This window comes from Thiocapsa sp. C2-2m, from assembly GCF_041903745.1.
GTDB classification, from domain to species: Bacteria; Pseudomonadota; Gammaproteobacteria; order Chromatiales; family Chromatiaceae; genus Thiocapsa; species Thiocapsa roseilacustris.
In genome coordinates this window covers 124,036-147,746 of the sequence record NZ_JBBWVD010000007.1, presented here as the reverse complement: position 1 = coordinate 147,746, position 23,711 = coordinate 124,036, and the positions used below count along the sequence as shown (strand labels likewise).

Annotated in this window: 13 protein-coding genes and 1 pseudogene; 2 read left to right on the top strand and 12 right to left on the bottom strand. The window is 63.8% G+C overall.

Going from position 1 to position 23,711, the window contains the following annotated elements:
* Positions 1-4,929 (top strand): PAS domain S-box protein, encoded by a 4,929-nt coding sequence (locus tag AADX97_RS07330; RefSeq protein ID WP_374233109.1) that lies wholly within the window; start codon positions 1-3, stop codon positions 4,927-4,929.
* Entirely contained in the window at positions 4,922-8,806 is a 3,885-nt protein-coding gene (locus tag AADX97_RS07325) for a CHASE domain-containing protein (protein WP_374233111.1), read from the top strand. Before AADX97_RS07330 ends, AADX97_RS07325 begins: the two co-directional genes overlap by 8 nt.
* Positions 8,807-9,259: 453 nt before the next feature.
* Here the strand turns inward: AADX97_RS07325 and AADX97_RS07320 are convergent, their stop codons facing one another.
* From AADX97_RS07320 to AADX97_RS07265, 12 genes and pseudogenes are all read right to left on the bottom strand, one after another.
* Complete coding sequence (locus AADX97_RS07320) at positions 9,260-12,697, bottom strand: response regulator (protein WP_374233113.1); 3,438 nt, start codon at positions 12,695-12,697, stop codon at positions 9,260-9,262.
* A 39-nt stretch (positions 12,698-12,736) separates the two neighbouring features.
* On the bottom strand, positions 12,737-13,876 hold the full coding sequence (locus tag AADX97_RS07315) for an FIST signal transduction protein (RefSeq protein WP_374233115.1): 1,140 nt from the start codon (positions 13,874-13,876) through the stop codon (positions 12,737-12,739).
* Between the two features lie 155 nt (positions 13,877-14,031).
* Positions 14,032-15,261 carry a hypothetical protein gene (locus tag AADX97_RS07310; protein ID WP_374233117.1) on the bottom strand — a complete coding sequence of 410 codons (1,230 nt, stop codon included), beginning with the start codon at positions 15,259-15,261 and terminating at the stop codon, positions 14,032-14,034.
* Positions 15,262-15,276: 15 nt separating this feature from the next.
* Positions 15,277-15,423 carry a hypothetical protein gene (locus tag AADX97_RS07305; protein ID WP_374233118.1) on the bottom strand — a complete coding sequence of 49 codons (147 nt, stop codon included), beginning with the start codon at positions 15,421-15,423 and terminating at the stop codon, positions 15,277-15,279.
* A 3-nt stretch (positions 15,424-15,426) separates the two neighbouring features.
* Positions 15,427-15,849, bottom strand: a complete 423-nt coding sequence (locus tag AADX97_RS07300) for a PIN domain-containing protein (protein WP_374233120.1) — start codon at positions 15,847-15,849, stop codon at positions 15,427-15,429.
* Positions 15,846-16,082, bottom strand: coding sequence for an AbrB/MazE/SpoVT family DNA-binding domain-containing protein (locus AADX97_RS07295; protein WP_374233121.1), 237 nt, complete (start codon positions 16,080-16,082; stop codon positions 15,846-15,848). Before AADX97_RS07295 ends, AADX97_RS07300 begins: the two co-directional genes overlap by 4 nt.
* 475 nt (positions 16,083-16,557) lie before the next feature.
* The gene (locus AADX97_RS07290; protein ID WP_374233272.1) at positions 16,558-17,100 is read right to left on the bottom strand and encodes a restriction endonuclease subunit S; all 543 of its coding nucleotides are present in this window, start codon (positions 17,098-17,100) and stop codon (positions 16,558-16,560) included.
* Positions 17,097-17,543, bottom strand: a complete 447-nt coding sequence (locus tag AADX97_RS07285; protein ID WP_374238595.1) for a helicase-related protein — start codon at positions 17,541-17,543, stop codon at positions 17,097-17,099. Before AADX97_RS07285 ends, AADX97_RS07290 begins: the two co-directional genes overlap by 4 nt.
* A gap of 124 nt (positions 17,544-17,667) precedes the next feature.
* Positions 17,668-18,075: pseudogene (locus AADX97_RS07280) on the bottom strand (DEAD/DEAH box helicase family protein); the annotation flags it as partial.
* Between the two features lie 104 nt (positions 18,076-18,179).
* Complete coding sequence (locus AADX97_RS07275; RefSeq protein WP_374233281.1) at positions 18,180-18,506, bottom strand: hypothetical protein; 327 nt, start codon at positions 18,504-18,506, stop codon at positions 18,180-18,182.
* Positions 18,507-18,712: 206 nt separating this feature from the next.
* On the bottom strand, positions 18,713-21,055 hold the full coding sequence (locus AADX97_RS07270) for a M12 family metallo-peptidase (protein WP_374233122.1): 2,343 nt from the start codon (positions 21,053-21,055) through the stop codon (positions 18,713-18,715).
* A 608-nt stretch (positions 21,056-21,663) separates the two neighbouring features.
* Positions 21,664-23,640 carry a hypothetical protein gene (locus tag AADX97_RS07265; RefSeq protein ID WP_374233124.1) on the bottom strand — a complete coding sequence of 659 codons (1,977 nt, stop codon included), beginning with the start codon at positions 23,638-23,640 and terminating at the stop codon, positions 21,664-21,666.
* Positions 23,641-23,711 lie beyond the last annotated feature (71 nt).

The following is a 23,711-nucleotide window of genomic DNA, read 5'->3' as shown; positions in this document are numbered from 1 at the left end:
ATGTCGGATGCCATCGAGCTGACGCTCGCCGATATTATGTCGCAGGCGCTGCAGTGCGTTGCGCCGGACAGTCCGCTCGGGGATGTCGTCCGGACCATGGCCCGGGAACGGCTCTCATGCATCCTCGTGCTCGACGAGGGGCAGCCCGTCGGCATCCTCACCGAGCGTGATCTGCTGCGACTGCTGGATCGGGAGGTCGATCTTGACCGGCCGGTTGCCGAGGTGATGAGCAGCCCGGTGCTCGTCATGTCCCGGGAGACCGATTTCGCTTCCGCCTACATCCATGCCCTCGATCACCAGGTTCGCCACTTGGTCGCGGTCGATCCGAGCGGCAGGGCGGTCGGGGTCGCGAGCGAGACCGACTTCCGTCGCTATCTGACCCTGCGTCTGCTCAAGCAGCTCGATGACCTGACCGCCGTGATGGATCGCGATCTGCCGCTCCTGCCGCCGGACGCGTCGATCGCGCAGGCGCGCCGGCTGATGCTGAAATACCGTGCCTCGTATGTGCTGATCGTGGATGGACGTCGCCCGCTGGGCATCCTCACCGAGCGCGACATTCCGGGTCTCCTGGCAGAGCTGGGCGCACAGGCCCAGGGCTTGATCGTGCGCGATGTGATGCGATCGCCCGTGCGGATGATCCGCGACGACACACCCGTCTCGGATGCCGCGTGTCTGATGCAGAACGAGGTTCTACGCCATCTCGCGGTTGTGAATGCCAACGGACTGGTTATGGGGATGTTGACGCTGCACAACCTGATGGAGCGGATCGGTTTCAACCTCCTGCACGACGACACCCAGCGTCGAACCGAGCGCTTGTTGGGGGCGCAAGCGCACGCCGAGCAGCGGCTGCGGATGGCCGTCGAAGCGTCCGGTATCGGTTTCTGGGAACTCGACCTGGCTGCGGATCGACTCGATTACGACGAGACGCTGCGGAACCTGCTGGGCCTTCGGGACTGCGCGACCCCGCTTGATCAGGCCGCCTGGCTGGAGTCCGTGCATCCGGATGACCGGGGCGCCGCGATCCGTGCTTTCCGGGCGGCCTTTGCGTCGGGTGATCCACCGATCGAATGCGAGTACCGGACCCGGCACGGAGACGGCGGTTGGGTATGGCTCCAGACCCGCGGGTGTGTGGTACGCCGAGACCCCCGCGGACACGCCCTTCTTGCGGTCGGAACCGCAATGGACATCACCCGGCGCCGGCAGTCCGAGCAACGCAGTCAGCGCCTGAGCCGGCTCCACGCGGCGCTCGCCCACTGTAGCCAGGCGATCATGCGTTGCAGCCTGGAGTCCGATCTGTTTCGCGAGATCTGCAAGGCGGTCGTCGAGCTCGGTGGCCTGGCAGTCGCCTGGATCGGACTCATCGACCCGGTCAGCAGCCAGTTGCGCTGGGTCGCCGGTACCGGACGCGGGGCCGATGGTCCGGGCGCTATTTCGATCGGGATCGATGCCGATGCGCCGCTGGGGCGAAACCCGGTCAGCCTTGCGATCCACGCCGACCAGCCTTTTTGGTCGCAAGATCTGGCGGAGGATCCCGACGCGGCGCTTTGGCATCATCTCGGTGCCCGTTTCGACTGGGGCTGCGCGGCAGCCTTGCCCCTACATCGCGACGGCGGTGTCGTGGGCATCTTGTGTGTCGCTGCGCACGCGCCCGGGTACTTCGACGAGGACGTCCGTCACATCTTCGAGACCATGGCCGCGGACATCTCGCACGCACTCGACCACGCGGCACTCGATGCCGAGCACGGACGACAGTCCGCACAGATGCAGGCGGCGACGGAGCGACTGCAAGCCATCATGGACACCATTCCGGATCTCCTCTGGCTCAAGGACATGGACGGGCGTTATCTGACCTGCAACCCTGCCTTCGAGCGGTTCTTCGGAGCATCCCGGCACGCGATCGCCGGAAAGCTCGACCTCGATTTTGTCGACCCGGTGCTCGCGGAGACCTTTCGTGCCAACGACATCTGCGCCTTGGAATCAGGAGGTCCGACGCTCAACGAGGAGTGGCTGACCTTCGCATCCGACGGCTATCGCGGACTGTTCGAAACCGTCAAGACCCCGGTGCGCGATGCGGCGGGAGCCCCGATCGGCGTCCTCGGCGTCGCCCGCGACATCACTAAGCTGCGCGAGGCCCAGGATGCCCTGCACGAGCGCGAGGAGGTCTATCGCGCCATCTTCGCTCAGGCGGGCGACGGCATTATTCTGTCCGACGCCGAGACAGCCCGTTTCGTCGAATTCAACGACGCCGCCTGCGAGGCGCTCGGCTACAGCCGCGAGGAATTCGCCCGGCTCGGGATCGCTGATATCCAGGCCGAGCGTGATCTTGCCGGGGTGAGGGATGGCCTGCGCATGATCCTGAGGGATGGCCGGGGCGATTTCGACACGCTTCATCGTCACAAGGAGGGCAGCATCCGGCATGTGCGAGTGGGCAATCGCGCGATCGAGATCAAGGGACATCCCTATGTCGTTGCGATCGTGACGGATATGACCGAGCGCACCCTCGCCCAAGCCGAGCTGGATCTGCACCGGAATCATCTGCGGACGCTCGTCGATGCCAGAACCGCCGAGCTGGATGCGGCCAACCGCGATCTCATGCGCAGCGACCGGCGTCTGAAGGCGCTGTTCGATTTGAGTCAGGCCGCACCGACCTTGAGCGAGCCCGAGCTCCTCCAGGCGGGCATCGACACCGCGGTCAACCTGACCGACAGCCTTATCGGCTACCTGCATTTCGTCGAAGGGGACCAAGAGACCATACAACTTTGCACCTGGTCCCGCGGGACGCTGGCCTACTGCGCGGCCACGCACGACTCGCACTATCCGATCTCCAAGGCCGGCGTCTGGGCGGATTCCCTGCGTACCGGGCAAGCCGTCGTCCACAACGATTTTCAGGCTGTCCCCGGACGCCGCGGCTACCCGGAGGGGCATGCCGTGCTCATGCGTCATCTCGGCGTGCCGATCAAGGAGGGCATGCAGGTCCGCATGCTCATCGGCGTGGGCAATAAGCCGAGCGACTACGATGAATCCGACCGCCAGCAGCTTCAGTTGGTCGGCGAAGATCTGTGGCGGATCGTCATGCGCAGGCGCACCGAGCTCGCGCTGGCGGAGGCCAAGGAGAGCGCCGAGTCGGCCAACCGCTCCAAGAGCGCCTTCCTGGCCAACATGAGTCACGAGATTCGCACCCCGATGAATGCCATCATCGGTCTCGGCCACCTGTTGGAGCGCGAGTTGACCGACCCCAAGCCGCGCGCTCAGGTCGCGAAGATCATGGATGCGGCCCGGCATCTCTTGTCGATCATCAACGACATCCTCGATCTCTCCAAGATCGAGGCCGGTCAGCTCACGCTTGAGGAGACCGCCTTCTCGCCCGTTGCATTGATTCAGCATGCCTTCAGCATCCTCGGCGAGCGTGCGTCCGGGAAGGGGCTGACCCTCGAGCAGTCGATCGATCCGCGCATCCCGGCCGTGCTTTACGGCGATTCCCATCGGCTCGGCCAGATCCTGCTGAACTACCTCGGCAATGCGATCAAATTTTCCGAGCGCGGGACGATTCGGGTCAGCGCCCGGGCCCGCGAAGCGGAGGGTCGTCGACTCCTGCTCTGTCTTGAGGTTTCCGACGAGGGCATCGGTCTGACCCCAGGCCAATGCGAGCGACTCTTCAAGCCCTTTACGCAAGCAGACGATTCCACCACGCGTCGCTACGGCGGCACAGGTCTCGGCCTGGTCATCTGCAAGCGGTTGGCCGAGCTCATGGGCGGCGAGGTCGGCGTTGCGAGCGTGCCGGGAGAGGGCAGTCGATTTCGGGTCGAGGTGCCGCTGCGCTACGAGAAGGGGTCCATCCCGGGGGATATCGATCGTGCCGACCCTCGGCCCTCCGGAGACTTGGAGTCACGTCTGGCGCGCCTCTATCGCGGCGTTCGACTGCTCGTGGCCGAGGACGATCCGCTCAATGCCGAGGTCGCCTGCGAGCTGCTTCGCGGTCTCGGGTTGGTCGTGGACATCGCCGCGAACGGACAGGAGGCGGTGGACATGGTCCGCGAGCGCGACTATGCGCTGGTGCTGATGGATGTGCAGATGCCGATGATGGATGGTCTGTCCGCGACCAGGACGATTCGTCGCCTGCCCGGTCGCGAGACACTGCCGATCCTGGCCATGACCGCCAATGCATTCGAGGAAGACCGTCATGCCTGCCTGGACGCCGGGATGAACGACCACATCGGCAAACCGGTGCAACCCGAACGTCTCTACAGCGCACTCCTGCGCTGGCTTCCACCGATGCCGGGGGAGCCGGGGGCGAGCGAGGATTCGAACGCGAGCCGCCTTGACGAGGTCGCATTGACCGGAGAACTGGCGACGATTCCCGGTCTGGACGTCGCTGCCGGCCTGCGTGCCGTCGGCTCAGATCATGCCGGTTATCGGCGCGTGCTCGACTTGTTTGCCCGGGCGCACGGCGACGTCGCGGCGGTGTTGCGCCGACGCTTGGCGGCGGGCGATCTGAGCGAGGTCGAGCGTCTGGCCCGAACGCTGAAGCGACTCTCGACGACGCTGGGTGCGACAGCCTTGGGTGCTCGGGCGTCCGAGCTTGCGGAGCGTGTCGAGAGCGGGGCGTCGACGTCGAGCTTGGAGGCCGGCATTGCCGCCCTGGAGGCTGTCCTGAATCCGCTTCTCGAGGGAATCCGCGCGGTGTCGAGCCCGGGGCCGAGCGCGACCCCCGATCTGGATTGGTCACAGGCGCCGATCGTCCTTGCCCGGCTCGAGACGCTCTTGGCCGAGGACAACACACGTGCCAAAGACCTCTTGCTTGAGTCCGCACCATTGATCGAGGCGATTCTGGGGACACATGCCACCCGATTCCGGTCCCAGGTCGAGAATTTCGACTTCGAGCAGGCGCTGAACACGCTGCGTCTGTTCATCGACACGCGAAATGTCTGATTTGATTCACAACCTGAGACGTTCGACCTGGCCGGTCTGGATGACGCTGCTCGCGGGACTGTTCTTTACATCGCTTCTCACCCTCGCTGTCCGAGACCAAGTTGCCACCCTTGCCAGGCATGAACTGGACTTCGTGTCGAGTGAGATCGCCGATCGCATCCAAACGCGGCTCGCCGCGCATGCGCAGCTCCTACGCAGTGGTGCGGCCCTGTTCGAGGCATCCGATGCGGTGACGCGTGAGGAGTGGCGGCTGTTTGTCGACCGTCAGCGGCTCGAGGATCAACTGCCGGGAATCCAGGGCTTCGGATTTGCCCTGCTGATCCGGCCCGAGCAGTTGCAGGCGTATGTGGATTCGGTGCGTCGAGAGGGGTTTCCCGACTACCGTGTCTGGCCCGAGGGCGAGCGCTCCCTGTACTCCTCGATCCTCTATTTGGAGCCCTTCAGCGGCCGTAATCTGCGCGCGTTCGGGTATGACATGTTGTCCGAGCCGGTGCGACGGGCCGCTATGGAGGATGCACGCGATCGAGACATCCCGGCGCTGTCGGGACGGGTCCGTCTGGTCCAGGAGACCGACGAGGACGTCCAGCCCGGTGCGCTGATGTACGTGCCGGTCTATCGTGCCGGTCTGCCGGTGCAGACCCTTGAGCAGCGTCGGGCCGCGCTGGTGGGCTGGGTCTACAGCCCTTACCGGATGACCGACCTGATGCGCGGCATTCTGGGCGGTTGGGAGCAGCCGGATCATCCGCCGATCCGACTCGCCGTCTACGACGGGGATGCGGTTTCGCCCCAAGCCTTGCTCTATGACAGTCAGCCCTCCGCACCTGTTGCCGAGTCACCCGGGGCAACCGGCGTCTTAAGCATTCCGCTTGATTTCAACGGCCACCGTTGGACTCTGGTGTTCTCTACTCAGGCGTCTGGCGGGTCATCTCCCGGGGCCGTGGAGATCTGGTCGATTGCAGCTGTTGGGATCCTGATCAGTCTGCTCCTCGCCGGGCTTGTCCATGCGATCGCCAAATCGCGCGCTCAGACCGGGCGTTTGGCCGCGGAGCTCGAAGCGCACAGACGCACGGAGCAGTCGCTCGATATCGCGCTGACCAAGTACCGAACCCTGTTCGACAGTTTTCCGCTTGGGATCACGGTCGCCGGCGAAGACGGCGCGATCGTCGAGGCGAATCTCATCGCCGAGACGATCCTCGGGATTTCACGCGAAGAGCAGTTGCGACGCACGCTCGGCAGCGCCGTGTGGGACCTCATCCATCCGGATGGGACCCTCATGCCCCCATCGGAATACCCCAGCATTCTGGCTTTGCAGGCCCGACACGGATTGCATCGCGCCGACATGGGGATCCGCAAGCCGGATGGTCGGGTTACCTGGCTCAGTGTGGTCGCAACCCATTTGCCCTTGCCCGGGTACGGCGTCGTCGTGACCTACGCCGACATCACCGAGCGGGTCAGGGAGCAGCAGGCGCGCGAGACACTCAGCGCCGCGGCCCGCTTGGCGGTTTCCTCGGACAACGCGGCGGAGTTCTGCCGAGCCCTCGCCGAGCTGCTGTCGGCACGCCTTGGGTGTCCCCAAGTCGCCATCGAAACCTACGACCGCGAATCCGCGGAGATGGTCTTCCTCGGTGCCGTCGGGGTTCCGGGGTCGCCGGACGGGCCGTTGCGCGTGCCGGTCGATCAGACTCTATCCGGCTGGGTCGCGATGCACGGCGAGGCATTGGTGGAGCTTGATGCGGAAAGGCGACCCGAGTACGCCTTGCCGGCACTGCGGGCACTCGGCGCCGTAAGCTTCGTCTGCATCCCCCTCAAGATCGGGGAGCGCGTGTTGGGAGCCATCTCGCTCGGCGACGTGCGGCGACGCCCGGATGCGTCCGAATGGGTGGGCATGCTGCAAACCATCGCGGATACCGCCGCCGATTCCATGGTGCGCCTGGACGCACAGGCGGCCTTACGCGAGAGCGAGCGCGACTACCGCGTTCTGGTCGACAATCTCTGTGCCGGTTTGGTCGCCCATGGCCCCGACACCCGGGTTCTTTACGCTAATCCGATGGCGTCTCACCTCCTGGGTCTGACGACCGAGCAGATGCAGGGTCTTGTCGCCGCCGACCCGAGCTGGCACTTTATTCGCGAGAACGGCACCCGGATGCCGGTGGACGCGTATCCGGTCAAGCGTGTCGCCGAGACCGGACAGGCCATCCAGGGCCTGACACTGGGGATCGTCAGACCCGATCGCACGGATCCCGTATGGGTGCAATGCGAGGCCCATCCGCTGCACGACGCGCAGGGCCGGATGCAGAGGATCGTCGTGACCTTCTTCGATATTTCCGGGCGCAAGGCGGCCGAGACCGAGCTCGAGCAGTATCGTCATCACCTCGAGGATCTGGTTGCCGAGCGGACCTCGCAGCTCGCCGAGGCACGGGACACGGCGGAGGCCGCGAACCGGGCCAAGACGCGATTCCTGGCCAACATGACTCACGAGATTCGCACCCCGATGAACGCCATTCTCGGGCTCAATCATCTGCTCCTGAAGCAGGTGACCGCACCCGAAGCGCGAGCCAGGCTGCGCAAGCTCGGCGATGCTGCGTCTCATCTGCTGCTCATCATCGACGATATCCTCGATCTGTCGAAGATCGAGTCCGGTCGTCTCGTCCTGGAGGAGACGCCGTTCTCGCCGGCGACGGCGATCGAGCGGGGTGTCGGCCTGCTCGGCGAGCGCGCGACCGACAAGGGTCTTCGGCTCCTGACGACGCTCGATCCGCGCCTGCCGGCGCGGGTGATCGGGGACCCGCTGCGTTTGGAGCAGATCCTGGTCAACTTTCTCGGCAACGCGATCAAGTTCTCCGAGCAAGGCGAGATCCGGGTGCGGGGGATTCTGGCCGAGGAGACCGCGCAAGGCATTCTCTTGCGTCTGGAGGTGGAGGACCAAGGGATTGGATTGACCCCGGACCAGCAGGGACGTCTGTTCCGGCCCTTCACCCAGGCCGACGACTCGACGACGCGTCGCCATGGCGGCACCGGACTCGGTCTCGCGATCGTCAAGCGACTGGCGACCCTCATGGGGGGCGAGGTCGGTGTGACCAGCACTCCGGGGCAAGGCAGTCTCTTCTGGATGACCGCGCGCCTGCGCTGGGACGATCCGGAACCATCGACGCCGGCCTCTGCATCCTTGTCGACAACGACGCCTTTTGCCCTCCCGGAGCAGCTGATCGCTCGGCGTCATTCCGGCACGCCGATTCTCTTGGTCGAGGACGACCCGATCAATCGAGAGGTCGCACTCGATCTGCTCGAGGCGACGGGGCTGCTCGTGGATCTGGCCGAAGACGGCTCAGCTGCCGTCGATCGGGTGCGCGAGCGCGACTATGCCTTGGTCGTCATGGATGTGCAGCTGCCCCGGATGGATGGATTGGCGGCAACCCGCGCTATACGGGCGCTCCCCGGCCGAGCGGAATTGCCCATCCTGGCCATGACGGCGGGGACCTTCGAGGACGATCGTGCATGTTGCTTGGATGCCGGTATGAACGACTTCATCGGCAAGCCCGTCGAGCCGGCGCGTTTGTACACCGCCCTGCTGCGCTGGTTGCCTGCCGCGCCCCCGGAGCCTCCGGAGCCCTTCGGCGCGGACAGCAAGGCGACGGCCGAGCCGACGGAGTCTGCGGTCGCGACCTCGAACGCGGATCCGGCCATCGCGCAGGTCCTCCTGGCCCAATTGGAGTTCCTGCTCTCCGAAGGCGACCCACGGGCTCTGCAGGTCTTGGCCGATCTGGGGACACTGGTCGCTCCCATCCTCGAAGAGGATGCCCCGGGGGTCCGCGAGGATATCGCGCGCGGGGCTTATGCCCGGGCGTTGGAGACCTTGCGTCGCGCCCGATGCGAGTGAGTCACGGTGGCTGGACTTTGGTCATCCGTTCGGCCAGGGCTTTCGGGTTTCCCAGCCTGGGTACGCCGACTTTAGTCGGCCCCCCGGAGACGGGCGACCTCCGTTGTCGGAGCGTGCCCGCGGCGGACTGAAGTCCGCCTCCCAGGGGTGCCGACTGAAGTCGGCGTACCCACTGCTGATGCGGCCGAAACGGTGATCGGTGCTCGGTGGCTGTGCTTCGGCGATTCCCGCCGGGCGTGCGCCGGGATCCGGCTCGGTGTCTTGATGGTCCGATGCTGGTGCGGCGAGAGCGGGAGGTCCAAGGTCGGTACGACAACGACAACGACAACGATAACGTCGCTCCGGACGCGGTTTAGGTCGAGGACTCCAATGCGCGCAGCGCCGACGGTTGGTTGTGCCTCGCACGGCTCGGCACAACCTACGCCCTTGGCATGAAGGTTTCCGGAATTCGCCTTAGGTCGATGACTCCAATGCGCGCAGACGGCGGAGGTCATCGCTCGCCCTTTGTTGCGCACATTGCGTCTGCTCGAGCAAGCGCGCGAGATCGCGGAAGTCACTCTCGCTGCCCTTCTGCTCCAGGCGCCCGGCCAATTCGCAGAGCCGGCTTGCACCGAGAGTGCCTGCGCTGCCTTTGAGCGCGTGTGCGGCCGTTGCCAGTGTCGCGGTGTCGCCGCCATCGGCCGCTTCGCGCAAGGTCTTCATCAGATCCTCGGTCTTCCCGAGGACGAGGTCCAGAAAGCGCGGGTAGTCGTCGCCCAGCAGGTGCTTGAGATTGTCCATGGCGTCCGGGTCCACCGCGAGTTGGAGCGCATCGGGATCCGCTATGCTTGCGGCATCGGCAAGCTGCTCGGACGCCGCCCGCCCGGTCTGTAGCCAGTGCCCGAGGACATGCCTGAGTCGCTCCAGTCTGAGCGGTTTCGGGATGTAGTCGTCCATACCTGCCGCAAAACAGCGCTCCCGATCGCCCTGCATCGCGTTCGCGGTCAAGGCGATGACGGGGGTCCGCCCACAGGCGTCCTGCTCCTCGCGTCGGCGCAGCTCCGCACTGGCCTCGAACCCGTCCATGTTCGGCATCTGGCAGTCCATCAGGATCAGGTCATAGCGCGCTTGGGCAACGGCCGTCAGCGCCTTGAGTCCGTCTTCGGCGACATCCGCCGTCAAGCCGAGTCGTCCCAGCATCGACAAGGCCACCCGTTGGTTAATCACGTTGTCCTCGACCAGCAGGACATGACCACGCAGGTGGATCTCGGACTCCGACGGCTGCGTTGCGTCCGGCGCATCCCGCGCGGCGATCGGCCGGTCAGCGCCGCGGGCCGGATGATGAGTGATTTGCGCGAGCGCGTCGTGCAGATGCGACTGACGAATGGGCTTGGACAGGCTGTAACGGATTCCAAGCGCGTCGAGCGCCTCCACGCTCTGCCCGGCCGAGCTGATCATCAGCATCTGCGTCTCGGCGATCGTGGGGTCGGCGCGGACAAGTCGCGCCAGTGTGATACCGTCCAGTTGCGGCATCTGCATGTCGAGGATCGCAACCTCGAAGGGGCGGGCGGCTTCGACCGCCTCCCGCAAGAGCTTGAGGGCTTGAAACCCGTCTGCGGCCAGCTCGCAACGCACCCCCCAGCTATTCAGGTAATGGCCGATGATCGTTCGATTGGTCTGGTTGTCGTCAACCGCCAGAACGCGCAGACCGGACAGTCCATCCCGCGCGGTCGCCTCGGCATCATGGGCTTGGCGCTCGAACGGGATGGTCAACCAAAAGGTCGAGCCCCGGCCGTGGACGCTCTCGGCGCCGATCTCGCCGCCCATCAGCTCGACCAGTTGCTTGGAGATCGCCAGACCGAGTCCCGTGCCGCCGAAACGGCGCGTCATGGATTCGTCGGCCTGGACAAACGGCAGAAACAATCGGGCGCGCTGCTCCTCGGTCATCCCGATCCCCGTATCGACCACCTCGAAGCGAAGCACCTGCTTCCCGGCGCCGGTCTCCGTCCCGAGGCCATCCACCGCGTGTACGCGTAGCACGACCTCGCCCTCCTCGGTGAACTTGATCGCATTGCCTATGAGGTTATTCAAGACCTGGCGGAGTCGGGTCGGGTCACCGACGACGCGCGTAGCCAGATCCACCGGGATATAGCAGGCCAGCTCAAGGCGGCTGGACTGGTTGCGCGAGCTGAACAGGGTTGCGACATCCTCCGCCAACGGACGCACGTCGAATGGGACCCGCTCCAGATCGAGCTTGCCGGCCTCGATCTTGGAGAAGTCGAGGATGTCGTTGATGACCGTCAGCAAGGCGTCGGCCGAACCCAGCGCGGTCTCGACATAGCCCAGTTGATCGCCGTCGAGCCGGGTCTGCGAGAGCATCTCCAGCATCCCGAGGACACCGTTCATCGGGGTTCTGATCTCATGGCTCATGTTGGCCAGGAAACGGGACTTCGCCTCCACCGATTCGAGGGCCGCGAGCCGCGCCCGCTCGGTTTCGGTGCGCGCCTGATCATCGGCGATTGCGACCCCGATCATTCCAGCCACGAGTAACAGCAACCCCAACTCGACGCCATCGAGGTCCGGCGTCTGCTCGACCCCGAGCCACGCACAGCCGAGCCTGGAACCCCCTTGAGCGATCGGCAGCAGGATCCCGTTCATCGCGTCGACATCGACCGGTTCCAGCTCACCGCTTAGAGGCCGACGCAAGGCATCGAACACCGCATCCGGTGGCGAGCCTCGCTGCAGCCGGATCAGCGGCTCGCCTTCCTCTTGGTAGGCAACAATGACGGCGGCGCTGCTCAGCTGCAGGGTCTTCAAGGCTGCAAGCGCATCGAGCGCAGCGGCCAGGCGCTGCTCGAGGCGTCCGGTTCCCTGCAGACGCTCGGCCACCCGTGCGCGCGCCTCCGCCACCGCGACCTCCCGTTCGCGGCGCACCTCCTCCGCCACCTCGCGTGTGATATCCCGCTGGACCGCAACGAAGCCGACGACTGTGCCGCCGTCATCCGCAAAGGGGGCGATCGTGATCTGTGCCCAATAGGGCTGGAAGCCGCCGTCCGGCGTCCGCCGCCGATTCACGAGACGCCCGGACCAGACCTCGCCGCGGTTGATGGTGTCCCAAAGCTCCCGATAGTGTTCGCGAGGGGTCAGCCCGCTCGACAGAATGGAGGGGCGCGCACCGATGGCCTGCTCGGCCTCGATTCCCGTAATGCGAACGAAAGCCGGGTTGATGTACTCGATGACACCGGAGAGGTCCGTCACGTAAATGGCGTCGGCGCTCGCCTCGACGGCCTTGGCGAGTCGCAGACGCGCTGCCTCCGCCGCGAGCACGCGCGACATGTCGCGGATGCTGAGCGCGCAGCCGGTCATGACACCGCCCTGGACGATCGGATAAACGAGGACCGAGACCGGGGTGGTGCCCCCGAGGGCATCGACCAAGACCGCCTTGTCGTCGCGATAGCTGCGCGCACCCTGAACACGCGCCAGGATGGCATCCGCCGACGGGGGTGCCGGCGTGTCCTCGCGCCGCGAGAACCTGAAGCGCTCGAGAATCGGCTCTCCGATCAGTGCCTCGCGCTCCCCGAGCAGATTCTCGGCCGCAGGGTTCACCCCGACGAGGCGCCCATGCGGGTCGAGCGAGCAGAAGCCGTCGCGGAATCCGCCGATGATGGCGGCCAGCTTGTCGCGCTCCGCGGCCACCTCCGATGCAGAGGATTGCCGCAGCTCGTCGTAGAGCGCCTGCATCTCGCGCGAAGAGACCTCAAGCGAGCGCTCGAGCAGGTAGCGGTCCCGGCCCTGCTCCTCGTAGGAGCGGTCGACCCGATCCAGAAAGCCCTGCCAAGCCGCCAGATCATTCGGCAGGGCATCGTTCGAGAGGTTGGCGCGCCGCAACTGGCGTTGAATCAGCTTGTCCATCCTCGTCCCCGTGCCATGGAGTCTCCGGCCGTCGCGGACCTAGACCTCATGGATCGTCGTCAGGGTCATGGTCTGGTTGTGCAAGTCGCACGCGCCGGAGGCGTAAGGCGCGATCTCGCCGTACGAGTAGAAGCCGACCTGGCGCGTGCCGGGCGGCAATGCCTCGAGCGTGGCCTCGACCTCCTCGTCCGCGCGCTCGCCGAGTACCATTCGGCGCCCAACGCAGCTTATCGCAATCGCCAATGTCCGTTCACCGTTCGAGCCGCTGTTGCGTGTCATCAAGGCGGCATCCTCGGCGCCGTCCACCAAATGGTCGAGGTTTGTCCGCATCAGTTGCGCAAGAGAGCCTTCCGGAATGTCCCCCGCGAAGGTCATGGAGCCGTCTTCCTCGTCGACGGCGAGAATGGTGCGCACCAAGCGCTTCTCGTCCCCGGCATCGGCACGCAAGGCGAGCGGAAACCTCAATGCTGTCGCCGGCAGACCCGATGCCAACTCGCCCAGGTATTCCTTGTAGAGTTGCAGTGCGGGGCGACCATCCAGCTCGAAGAGCTGATTGCCCGCGGCGCGCGTCACGCGACGCTCCGGGCCGAAGATGTCCCAACCGCCCCTGGAGCCATGCCCGATCCGCACCCGCTCGCCGTAAAGGCCCAGGGCCGCCACGGTCAGCTCAACGGGACGGTCTTGATCCAGCACCCAGGTCCGCTGAAACCGGTCGCCATCCCCGGCGAGGCCGCCGGTGACGATCACCGAGCCCTTCAGCACCGCGTTGAGCCCGTCGACCAGTTGGCTACCATTGACGTGCAATCCATCGGAGAGCACCAGGATACCCTTGAGGTCCGGCGCGGCGAGCTGTTCGGCGAGAGCGATGCCGGTCTCCCTCGAGCGATTGCTCAAGCCCGCCGGGACCACAGCTGTCTCAAGGCGTGTGTCCTCGAAGCGCGCCACGGCCACGACCAGGGTCCCGTCCTGGACCTGCGTGTCCCTGATCTCGCCGGCGGTCGAGCAGCCCATCAAGCGCGCCTTCGGATAGGCGGACCGCAAGGCTGCAAAGGGCGCCGGGTCGTCCAGAAAGGCGCTGTCGCCGAAGGCAAGGACCAAGGTCTGCTCGGAATCCATCGCCGGAAACGTCTCGATGCCCCATCCATCCGCCGGGCGATAGTCGAACATCTCAATCTGCATCTTCCGTTCCTCCATCGCTAATGGCCTTAGTGTAGTGCCGCTCTCGACCATTCGCCTCCGACGCTGCAGATCGAAGAGCGGCCTTGATCGTCTGTCCGGGATGCGTCACGCGCGCGTCGGGCCATGGCGCGCCGATCGATCTTAGCGGCCGTCCCCTAAAGTCGGAAGCACAACCTCGTCTCGGCGCCAACGCACGCTTGCGAGGCGAGCCTTGCGGGGTATCTTATGACGAGGTGCGCATGGAGATCGTGCGGAAAGCGGCGTAGGATGCGCCGGCTGGTTTCAACGGTTGCTGCGACACAGGCGTGCGCGGTCGCCTGCGTGACATACCAACCAGGCAAGGCGATCACGGGCCGCGCAGAGACTGGGAGTCCGGCGGAATCGGTCGGTCGCCGCTCCGATAGCCAGCATCCTTGGGTGCGTGCCTCGGGGGTACGATTGTCACGGTCCGATCGAGCACGCGGGTTGACGGCCTTGAGATCGAAGACGGCCGCGTCGATCGCATCTGCCTTGGCCTTGGCCTGGGCCTCGCGCTCGGCAGCCGCGAGTCGGTTCAGGATTGGCTCGATCGTTTTGCTTGGCGCCTTGGCTCGCCGCAACACGGCAAGCTCGCTCCGAATGGTGATGGCGAGTGCCTTCTGGCGTGCGGCCTCCTTGAGGTGCGGCGTCATCTCCTCGCGCGCCTTCTCGCGTCGGGCCGCGATGTCGAGCGTCCAGGACAAGGGGCTCTCGCTGTCCGCCGTTCCGCGTGAAGCGAGCAGCCGTGCAAAGGTTGGGAAGGGCTGGCTCTGTGCCGCGTCGGCCGCCGTCATCGACGTTGTGTCGATCGCTTCGCTTTCCTCTGTCGATTCGGCCACGCCCTCCGCCGGAAGCCGGAGCACACTGTCGGGAAGCTGGTCGTCGTCGAGCACCTCGCGCGGGGTGAAGAACTGACCGCCGTCCGAGTTCTTCTCGCCCATCTTCAGCAGTAGATCCTCGTAGACCTGCGACAGCGTGAAGAAGTGCGTATCGTCAATGTGACCGATGCTCAGACGATGTACCCGGTCGAGGATATCGGCGAGGTTGGTCTCGGAGTCCACCCGCACGCGCTCGACCGCGGTCATGATGCGTCCCAGGATCCGCTGCTTCCGGCTTGCGGACGGGTTCGGGGTGCCGTCCAAACTGAGATCGAGTCGATGCAGATGGGGCAGCAGGGATTTGTTGATGAAGTTGATCAGACGTCCGTCGCCGAGTGCGATAAGCTCCCGACGCTTCCAACCCTGCGGACGCCCGTCCGAGGTGAGCGGATGATCCGGCGCGTCCGAGTAGGGCGCCGCCCAGTCTTGCCAGCGATACGGCGAGACCAGCGCAGGGGTGAAATCCCGGCCCGGGATCTCGGCGGCCATCCGCTCGCACTCCTCCTACGCGTCGAGGATGCGCAGAAAGAGGATCCAGGTCAGCTCCGGGACGTACTGCAACGCGCTCGCGCAATTGGAGCGTCGCATGACATCGCAGACGCCTTTAACGAAGGCGGACAGCGAGCCCAGTGATTGGATGGATCGAGGCACGGCTTAGGCACGCCCCGGGCTGGTGACGAAAGGGTCGGTGACGCGCAGCCGTCCGTCGAGGGTCTGGCCGTCCTGGAAATCCTCCGACCAGAGGGTCGTGCAGCCGCAATCCAGGGCGCTGGCGGCGATCATGGCATCATAGATCGGGAGACCGTAGCGCTCGGCAAGCCGCAGACCCAGATCATGGACCTCGATCGTCAAAGGCTGCACCGGGCACAGGGCGCGGATGGTTTCGAGGATGTCACCAACCTCCGCCCAATCGCATCCGAGCTTGCGGCGGGCCACGCTGACAAATTCATTCAAGACCTGCACGCTGATCGTCCCACCGGCCGCGAGGAGGGCCTCGGCCCGGTTCGCCTTGATCTCGTCCTCGCTCAGCAGAGAGAGAACGACATGGGTGTAGAAAAAATCGGTTTCCGCAGTCACCCGCGGTCCTCGTGGCTCTCCAGCCGATCGAAGCGAAAGTCGGTCGGGAGTCGCCCGCGATAGGCCCGCAAGCGCTCGAGCAGCTCGGGTCGGGTCGGCTTGCGTCGGACCTCGAAACGGCGCTCGTCGGCAACGACGATTTCGATGTCGTCGCCCTCCTTGAGCGCCAGGGCCTCGATCACCGCCGCGGGCAGACGCACGGCGAGACTGTTGCCCCATTTGGAGATTTGCATGGACGTCGAGACCTTGCTTGGATATACAGGGCTTGACGGTATATCAAGCATCGCGAGGGGGCAAACGGGAGGGCATTTAAGGCGATTTCCGAGTAATTCCATACCTGTAGGTTGTGCTGACGATAGGATGCACAACTTCCTCCGGCGGTTGGTTGTGCCTCGCACGGCTCGGCACAACCTACGGCCGGCTTGGCGTGGAGCGCTCCGGTGCGCAGCTTGGCATAGCCGTTTCCGGAATTCGCCTAAGATCTCTCACGGAGACACGGAGACACGGAGACACGGAGACACGGAGACACGGAGAACACGACGGAAAGATCTCGAAATCTCCGTGCACTCCGTGTCTCCGTGAGAGGCATCTCGAGCGGTGCCGGCGTCAACTGCTCAGTGCCCTGCGACAGGCTCGACCGGAGTCATCGGATCAGGCCGCTCGCTGGCCTTCCCCGAAAGCCGTCGGCAGGATGCGCTCCGGCAGGCGCTAGATTTCCTTGAGCTGGGCCTCGGCGGCGACACGGGCGTCCTCAGCGGCGGTGAGTTGTGTCTTGAGCCGTTTGACGATCCGCCGCTGGTCTTCCAACGAAATATCCGGAACCAAGACATTCAGCAGCCGAGTGAGTGGCAAATGAGCGATTGTCGTCTTCGCGTTTTGGTGCTCGAAAGCGCCGGTCGCCGCCTGGTGACGGAGGCAATACATGAGGAATTCCGTGTCGATCTGGCCAGCGTTCGGCCTGATGCGATGCAGAGCCTTTTGGAAGTAACAGCGCTCGATCTCACCATGCCAGACCGCACAACGGCCTGGTTCACCGCCTTCGCACACGAGTAGATCACCGGGACGCAGCTCAAACTTAGCCCGCTCCTTGTCGGAGAAGTCCATTGTTGGGAGACCCGTTACGTTGATCCGCCTCCATTGCACGTCTTGGTTACGCAGGTAAGAAAACGGCGACGTGCCCGTCTTGGACTTCGGGGAGAGCATCTTCCCGAGTTGTACGTCGGCAAGCGTTCCGAGCGGGACCATCTTCATACCGAAAACAGCCTCCCCTCCGCCTCGCGCATCACCTCCACCGGCGGTCGGTCGAGCCGACACAGATCGGTGCCGAAGAGGCTGGTTACGCCGGTGTAGTCGTAGAGCCAGAACTTGTACTTTGCGGTGTTCTTGTGGATGCGGGTGCCGCGGCCGACCATCTGATTGAAGAGGATGGCCGAGTCGAGATAGCGGAAGAAGCAGACGGCATTGAGGCGCTTGATATCGACACCCGTGGCGAGCAGATCGACGGTGCAGGCGATGAAACAGCGCTGACCCGAGCCGCGGAAGGTCTCGATCAGCTCGGACCCGCCTTGCTCGGTGCATTTGATGGCATAGCGGTCCTTGGGGGTCTGTTCGTGCGCCTTGCACCACTCGGCATAGCGGTTGTTGAGTTGCATGGCGACGCGGTCGGCGTGCAGGTCGCGGGTGCAGAAGACGATAACCTTCTGCTCCGGACCACCGTTCGCGCAAAGCTGCTTGATCCTCGCGGCGTTGGCGCTTGGGCTCGCGCAACTGGCGCGGGGTGGCGGTGAGCCCGATCTGGATGGCGTCCGGGTTGCGTTCCAGGACCACGCGCCAGCGGTTCCAAGCGGAGCGATGACATTCGTCGATGATGATGACGCTGAAGCTGTTGGGCTCCGGATAGTGTCGGGTCAGGAATCTGGCGACATCCTTGGCGTCGTCGTCGAACCCGAGCGTCTGATAGGTCGCGATCTGGATCCGGGCGTTGCGGGCGCTGTTCTCGCCGCGATCGGAGGTGACGATCCGCGCGGCGTCCTTGAAGACATTGCGCAGCTTGCCGAGGGCCTGCTGGCGGAGCTCGTCGCGATCGCAGAGAAAGAGCGCTGGCTTGGTGAGGCGCCCGGCCTGATTTAGACGGTACAGCAGATTGGCGGCGACAACGGTCTTGCCGGATCCGGTGGCCAGCACCAAGAGGACGCGTGCGGGGAGGCCATCGCGCTCGCAGTGCAGGATCTTGGCGATGACGGCGCGGATGGCGGCGCTCTGATAGTGACGGGGGGTCTCGGCGTATGCCGGGCTGTCGGACGTGAAGAGGAGGTTTGCCGCGGGCTCGCTCAGGTCGATGCCGGTGTCGCGGGCATAGCGCTCGACCAGCTCGGCGTGGGTAGGGAAGAGATCGAAGTCATGCGGGCCAGTCGTGAGGCCGCTGATCTTGTCGAACTCGCCGTAACGGTGGCCGTTGGTGGGAGAATGTAGTGGATGCTGAAGCGGCGGCAGTCCCCGTAACCCTTGCCTTGCTCCATACCGCTCAGCGGGTCGGCTGTTTCCGGCTTGGCCTCGATCAGTCCGACCGGGAGCGGCGCGGGCATGGCGCCGATTGCGATGCAGATCAGATTGAGCGGCTTGGCCATGGTGGTGTTGACGTCGTCGAGAAAGTCCATGATCCGGGTAAGTCAATCAGGTCGAGAGGTAGCGTTGCCGCAGCGGATGACCTATCCGGCGAGGATCCCGAACCAGACCTCGATCCGGGGCATCCAGGCGGCCTGCGCGGGGTGAAGTCATTCAGAAACGATCGCACCCGGGCTGACGGGCGCAATCCCGTCAGCCCGGGCTGATCGCGGTGGTCGTTGCCTTCCCGGAAATCGCCTCAGCGCGCGAGGCTTCCCCAGTCCATCGAGAGGAAGTGTTCCAAGTCCGCCGCCAGCTCGGGGCTCGCACCCCTCTGCAGGGCGCGGGCAAAGTCACGGATCGCCGCCGACTCACGGACGTTGAGCTGCGGCTTGCGACCGGCCACCGCTTGCTCGAAATCGGGGCGCAGCATGCGTACGAGCTCAAGCGCCCTTAGCCCCAGCCGTGGCTCCGCGGCTAAGCGGGCGCTGACCTCGCGGGCGTGCTTGTAGTAAACCTCGGTGAGCCATTGCCCATCCGGCGAGGCCGCTAGAACCTCATCACGAACCTGGTAGAGTAAATCGAGCATCCGGCTGCGATCGGGTTGCCGCGCAAGGGCTGTCTGACCCGGGCATGAGCTGAAGTTCGCGGTGACCGTCTTGTTGACGGTCATCGACACCGTGCAATTGGTCCCGGAGGTGGAGTTGCAACCGCTCCAACTGTTGAAGGTAGCGCTGCCCGCCGTGCTCGGGACGGTCAGCAAGATCGAGGTGCCCGATGCGATACCGCTCTTGGTGTAGTTGGTGGTGCCGCCGTAGGTGCTCGGATTGGCGCTGATGGGTACGTTCGAGGCCCCGGAGGAGTTGACGGTCAAGGCGTAGCCGGGCGGCGGGTTGTTGAAGTTAGCGGTCACCGTCTTATTGGCCGTCATCGACACCGTGCAACTGGTTCCGGAGGTCGAGTTGCAGCCGCTCCAACTGCTGAAATTGGCGCTGCCCGCCGTGCTCGGGGCGGTCAGCACGATCGAGGTGCCCGAGGCGATACCGGTCTTGGTGTAGTTGGTGGTGCCGGCGTAGGTGCTCGGTTCGGCGCTGATGGCGACCCCGGAGGTGCCACTTGAGTTGACGCTGAGGGTGAAGTTGGTCGAAATGTTGACAACGGGGATACAGGCTGGGTTTGCCGAAGCCACCGCTGCGACACTCGAGGCCATCATGTTGGGGACGCGAGCTGCATTCACTCCGAAGAGGTGTCCGAGCCCGAGAGTGCCGGCGATGTTGGCAATTCCCCCAGATTGCTGATGACAGTAGCTCATGATTGTGCCGTTCCGTCCGCTCGCTGTACCACCGCTCAGCGCGTTGACGCCGGGAAGACCTGTGGCTCCTGCCCAGCAACCGGCTCCCGACTCTTGGTTCCAACAAGCATCTACCGGGTTGGAGCTTCCGCCGATGTTGCGGTAGCAGTGCGTATGAGGTGAGCTGAAGTTATGGCCCAACTCGTGGGCGACGACGACTGCGTCCCAAGCCGGTGCGCCAGGCGTACCGATGGTTCCGTTAAGGTTTGCACTGACTCCGAAGCCGCCGTAGACGAGATCGCTTCCGACGGTCGCGCAACCGGTCGATTGGGTGGTGCTGCGGGCTGGCTGACACAGCTGATCCAGCCAAGCAACTCCGCCGCCAAGTGCACGTCCGCTCAGAAAGTGCGCGAGCGTGCGAGGAACACTCGCGCGGTTGTTACGCCAATACCGCCCGAATTCGTACAACCGACATGTCGTACTACCTGTTTCCACCCAGGGATCAGCCGAAGTTGTCCACAGGTAGACATTGCCTAGCCCGAGGCGTGTTTGTAACTCGACCTCGTAAATTCCGCTGATGTAGTTGAATAAGTTACCGATATAATTTGTCGTTGCCGATGTACTGCCGAATCGCTCATACAGCTCATAATCCGTTTCAATGGAGATGGTCGCTTGATAGAGTTGATCGGCAGGGAGCGCCTCGATGTCGGGTAAGCCACTTAATGGAAGATGCTCAAAAGCCCCCGGAACCTCTGGAAGCTTCTCTTGACCACAAACGAATGGTTTGTCGAGACCACCTGTGTCGGCATCGATCGCCGACGTCTCAAGCGGCGAGTCGGTCGATGGTCGTTTGATCTCCCATACGGCGCTCCCGTCCGTCATCAATCCGCTGAGGTTGCCATCCTCGGCCTGCATTAGCGCCACGATGGATCCCGGTAATCCGTCGATCTCCCCGCGCAGAAAACGAGCTCCGGGTGGATCTTGAATGGTTTCGCCGATTCCATCGTTGATAATAATTTTGGCGTCTGCTGCGAAGACCTCGACTTGCTCAAGTCGAAGGTCGGCAAGACCTAGCCCGTCAACCTCGACCCCCCGGATCATCCAGTGGGCGCCAGCCTGTTTCGCCATGTCGGTCAATTCGACAGGGTGATTCATGACCTCGATGGCATCTTCGACATCGTCCCCTGCTATCCCGAAACCAAAGGTTGCAAGAAGACATACAAAAAACGTGCTGAAAATAATGTTTGGTTTCATGATGACGCGCACTCCGTTGGAGGGATCGGAACCTGTCGTCACGCGATCGCGCTTCATCAAGGCTTCTCCCGTTCTTGTTGTCGACACAGGACGGGGAAGGCGCACACATCGGAAACGGCCTCACCGAGTCTGGCTAAAACCCTGGAAGTTTAGTGCCTCGCCGACCGGTTGCGAAGAACTTTTTTGAGTCGGATTCAAACTGCTGTTTTCGCGATGGAAGCGTCTTCGGTGCGACGTGCTGCAAGCCGTCATTCGGAGCGGCGTGTCACTTGGCGATCCCCCCGGGCGCGGCCCGGCGCGAGGACCACTGCTCACGCCGGGTGATCGAAAACGAGAGCGTCAACACCCTTGAGGACCCAGGCGATCACTTCCAAACATTAGGCCACCAACGGCTTTCTTGATCGGTCCACTTGAGCGGCTTGGCCATGGCGGCGTTGACGTCGTCGATGAAGTCCATGCTCCGTGTGCGTGAATCCACCTGATAGGTGAAGTTGCCGCGGCGGATGACCTTTCCGGCGAGGATCCCGAGTCAGATCTCGATCCGGGGCATCCAGGTGGCGTGGCGCGGGGTGAAGTCATTCAGAAACGATCGGACCCGGGGCTGACGGGCGCAATCCCGTCAGCCCGGGCTGATCACGGTGGTCGTTGTCGTCCCGGAAATCGCCTCAGCGCGCGAGGCTTCCCCAGTCCATCGAGAGGAAGTGTTCCAAGTCCGCCGCCAGCTCGGGGCTTGCACCCCTCTGCAGGGCGCGGGCAAAGTCACGGATCGCCGCCGACTCACGGACGTTGAGCTGCGGCTTGCGACCGGCCACCGCTTGCTCAAGTGCTGGGCGGAGCGTGCGAACCACCCCGAGCGCCTGTAACCCCAGCCTCGGTTCTGCGACCAACCGTGCGCTGACCTCGCTGGAATGCTTGTAGTAGGCATCCGTAAGCCATTGCCCATCCGGCGAGGCTGCTAGAACCGTATCACGAACCTGGTAGAGTAAATCCAGCATCCCGCTGCGATCGGGTTGCCGGGCAAGGGCTGTCTGAGCCGAGCAATCGGAATCGGAATAGCTGGCCGTGATCGTTTTGTTGGACGTCATCGACACCGTGCAACTGGTTCCGGAGGTGGAGTTACAGCCGCTCCAACTGCTGAAGGTGGCGCTGCCTGCCGTGCCCGGAGCGGTCAGCACGATCGAGGTGCCCGAGGCGATGTTGCTCTTGGTGTAGTTGGTGGTGCCGGCGTAGGTGCTTGGGTTGGCGCTGATGGGTACGTTCGAGGCCCCGGAGGAATTGACGGTCAAGGTGTAGTTGTCGGGCGGCGTCCAAGACACCCAGCTCTCGATCAGTGCTTGGTTGTGACTTCCTAAGCGAGGCCCGGCGTTGGTCGTCGTCCCGCCGCAGCAGTGAATTGCCACGACGTAACGATTGCCCCCACTGAAAATCCAAACCGGTCCGCCCGAGTTGCCCCCACTGCTGTCCATGAGGTAGCGAGCAACGGTCGTGGTGGTCTGCGAGGAGCTGGTGTCAGCGTCGAACCATTGATCTAAAGTCGAAACCCCTTGTGCCGTGCCCGGATATCCAGCCAGATTAAGCGTGGTGGTGTTGTTGTCGATATCCCAGCCGGAGAAGACGACCGGCATGAAGGTTCCGATTCCTGCAAAGGATGATGTAATACGGACTGTGGCATAGTCGTACTGTGCATCCGTGGAGCCGCCAGTGTATCCGGTATTGGTGGCTAATTGGTAGGCGGCGCGGGAGCCATAGGGCCGAACGACGCTACCACCGCTCTCATATTGTCCGGCATAGATGACCATGTCGGTCGACCAGGAGCCGGATGCCTGATCCCAAACGACATGACCATTGGTCAAAGCCGCCCATGGGCTGACCAAGAAAGCGGTCGCTCGATAACCCGAGCCCGCTTGTTTGAAGGAGGCATAGCTGATCGTGTTCCAGGGGTAGCTTGTGGCACCACTACCAACCCGTTGGCGATCGTCGGTCCCGATGACGGTCTCCGGCGTTTCGGCTGCCAGGGTGCAATCCTCCCACGATAGCTCTACATTTGAACTATCGTTGACGGGAGAGCTGACACCCTGGTGGGGTTTGCCATCATCATCCGACTCCAGGTCACTTGGCGTGACGATGGGCTGGGGAATCGGCGGCAAACACAGGGTAGGATCCCATGGATCGACCGGACGGGTATCCAACTCGACGGCGGTATCCATGGCACTCAGTCCGGCGCGTGAAGCGCTAAAGAGGATCTCCGTCTCGTTGAGAGTTAAGATTTTCTCGCTCGGCTGCTCCATGACGACACAGGTCTTTCCGCTCGCAAGGTCGTATTCCTTCCATTTATAGTACGTGAAGGCAATCCACTGCAGCACCACACGATCGGGGGTTACACTATCGTCAGCATAATGCGCCGGACATTCATCGATATTCAGGGTGTCGGCTAAGACCAAAAGCCCTTGCGAAAGTACGTGGTTCCCGAGATCGGACCATGGAATTGAACCCGGCATGTCGATCTGACCGGGCGAGACCAATCTCTGATCTCCCGATGATCGATCGGCATGATTCCAGTCTGACACACCAATGCCGACAAAGCAAAAAACAATAAGGAGGAAAACTCGCAAGTTCGATTTAAAGCGTCCGGTCTTATTCATACTCGATCCTCGGTAGAATTTAATGATGGCGGTGCATGGATGCTTCAGTCGATAGTGCCCTGATTCGCAGG

Coding starts and splice junctions, on each gene's coding strand:
- AADX97_RS07325 (WP_374233111.1), top strand. CDS start 4,922: ATGTCTGATTTGATTCACAACCTGAGACGTTCGACCTGGCCGGTCTGG.
- AADX97_RS07320 (WP_374233113.1), bottom strand. CDS start 12,697: ATGGACAAGCTGATTCAACGCCAGTTGCGGCGCGCCAACCTCTCGAAC.
- AADX97_RS07265 (WP_374233124.1), bottom strand. CDS start 23,640: ATGAATAAGACCGGACGCTTTAAATCGAACTTGCGAGTTTTCCTCCTT.
- AADX97_RS07310 (WP_374233117.1), bottom strand. CDS start 15,261: ATGGCCGCCGAGATCCCGGGCCGGGATTTCACCCCTGCGCTGGTCTCG.
- AADX97_RS07275 (WP_374233281.1), bottom strand. CDS start 18,506: ATGGACTTTCTCGACGACGTCAACACCACCATGGCCAAGCCGCTCAAT.
- AADX97_RS07270 (WP_374233122.1), bottom strand. CDS start 21,055: ATGAAGCGCGATCGCGTGACGACAGGTTCCGATCCCTCCAACGGAGTG.
- AADX97_RS07295 (WP_374233121.1), bottom strand. CDS start 16,082: ATGCAAATCTCCAAATGGGGCAACAGTCTCGCCGTGCGTCTGCCCGCG.
- AADX97_RS07315 (WP_374233115.1), bottom strand. CDS start 13,876: ATGCAGATTGAGATGTTCGACTATCGCCCGGCGGATGGATGGGGCATC.
- AADX97_RS07290 (WP_374233272.1), bottom strand. CDS start 17,100: ATGAAGATGGTCCCGCTCGGAACGCTTGCCGACGTACAACTCGGGAAG.
- AADX97_RS07330 (WP_374233109.1), top strand. CDS start 1: ATGTCGGATGCCATCGAGCTGACGCTCGCCGATATTATGTCGCAGGCG.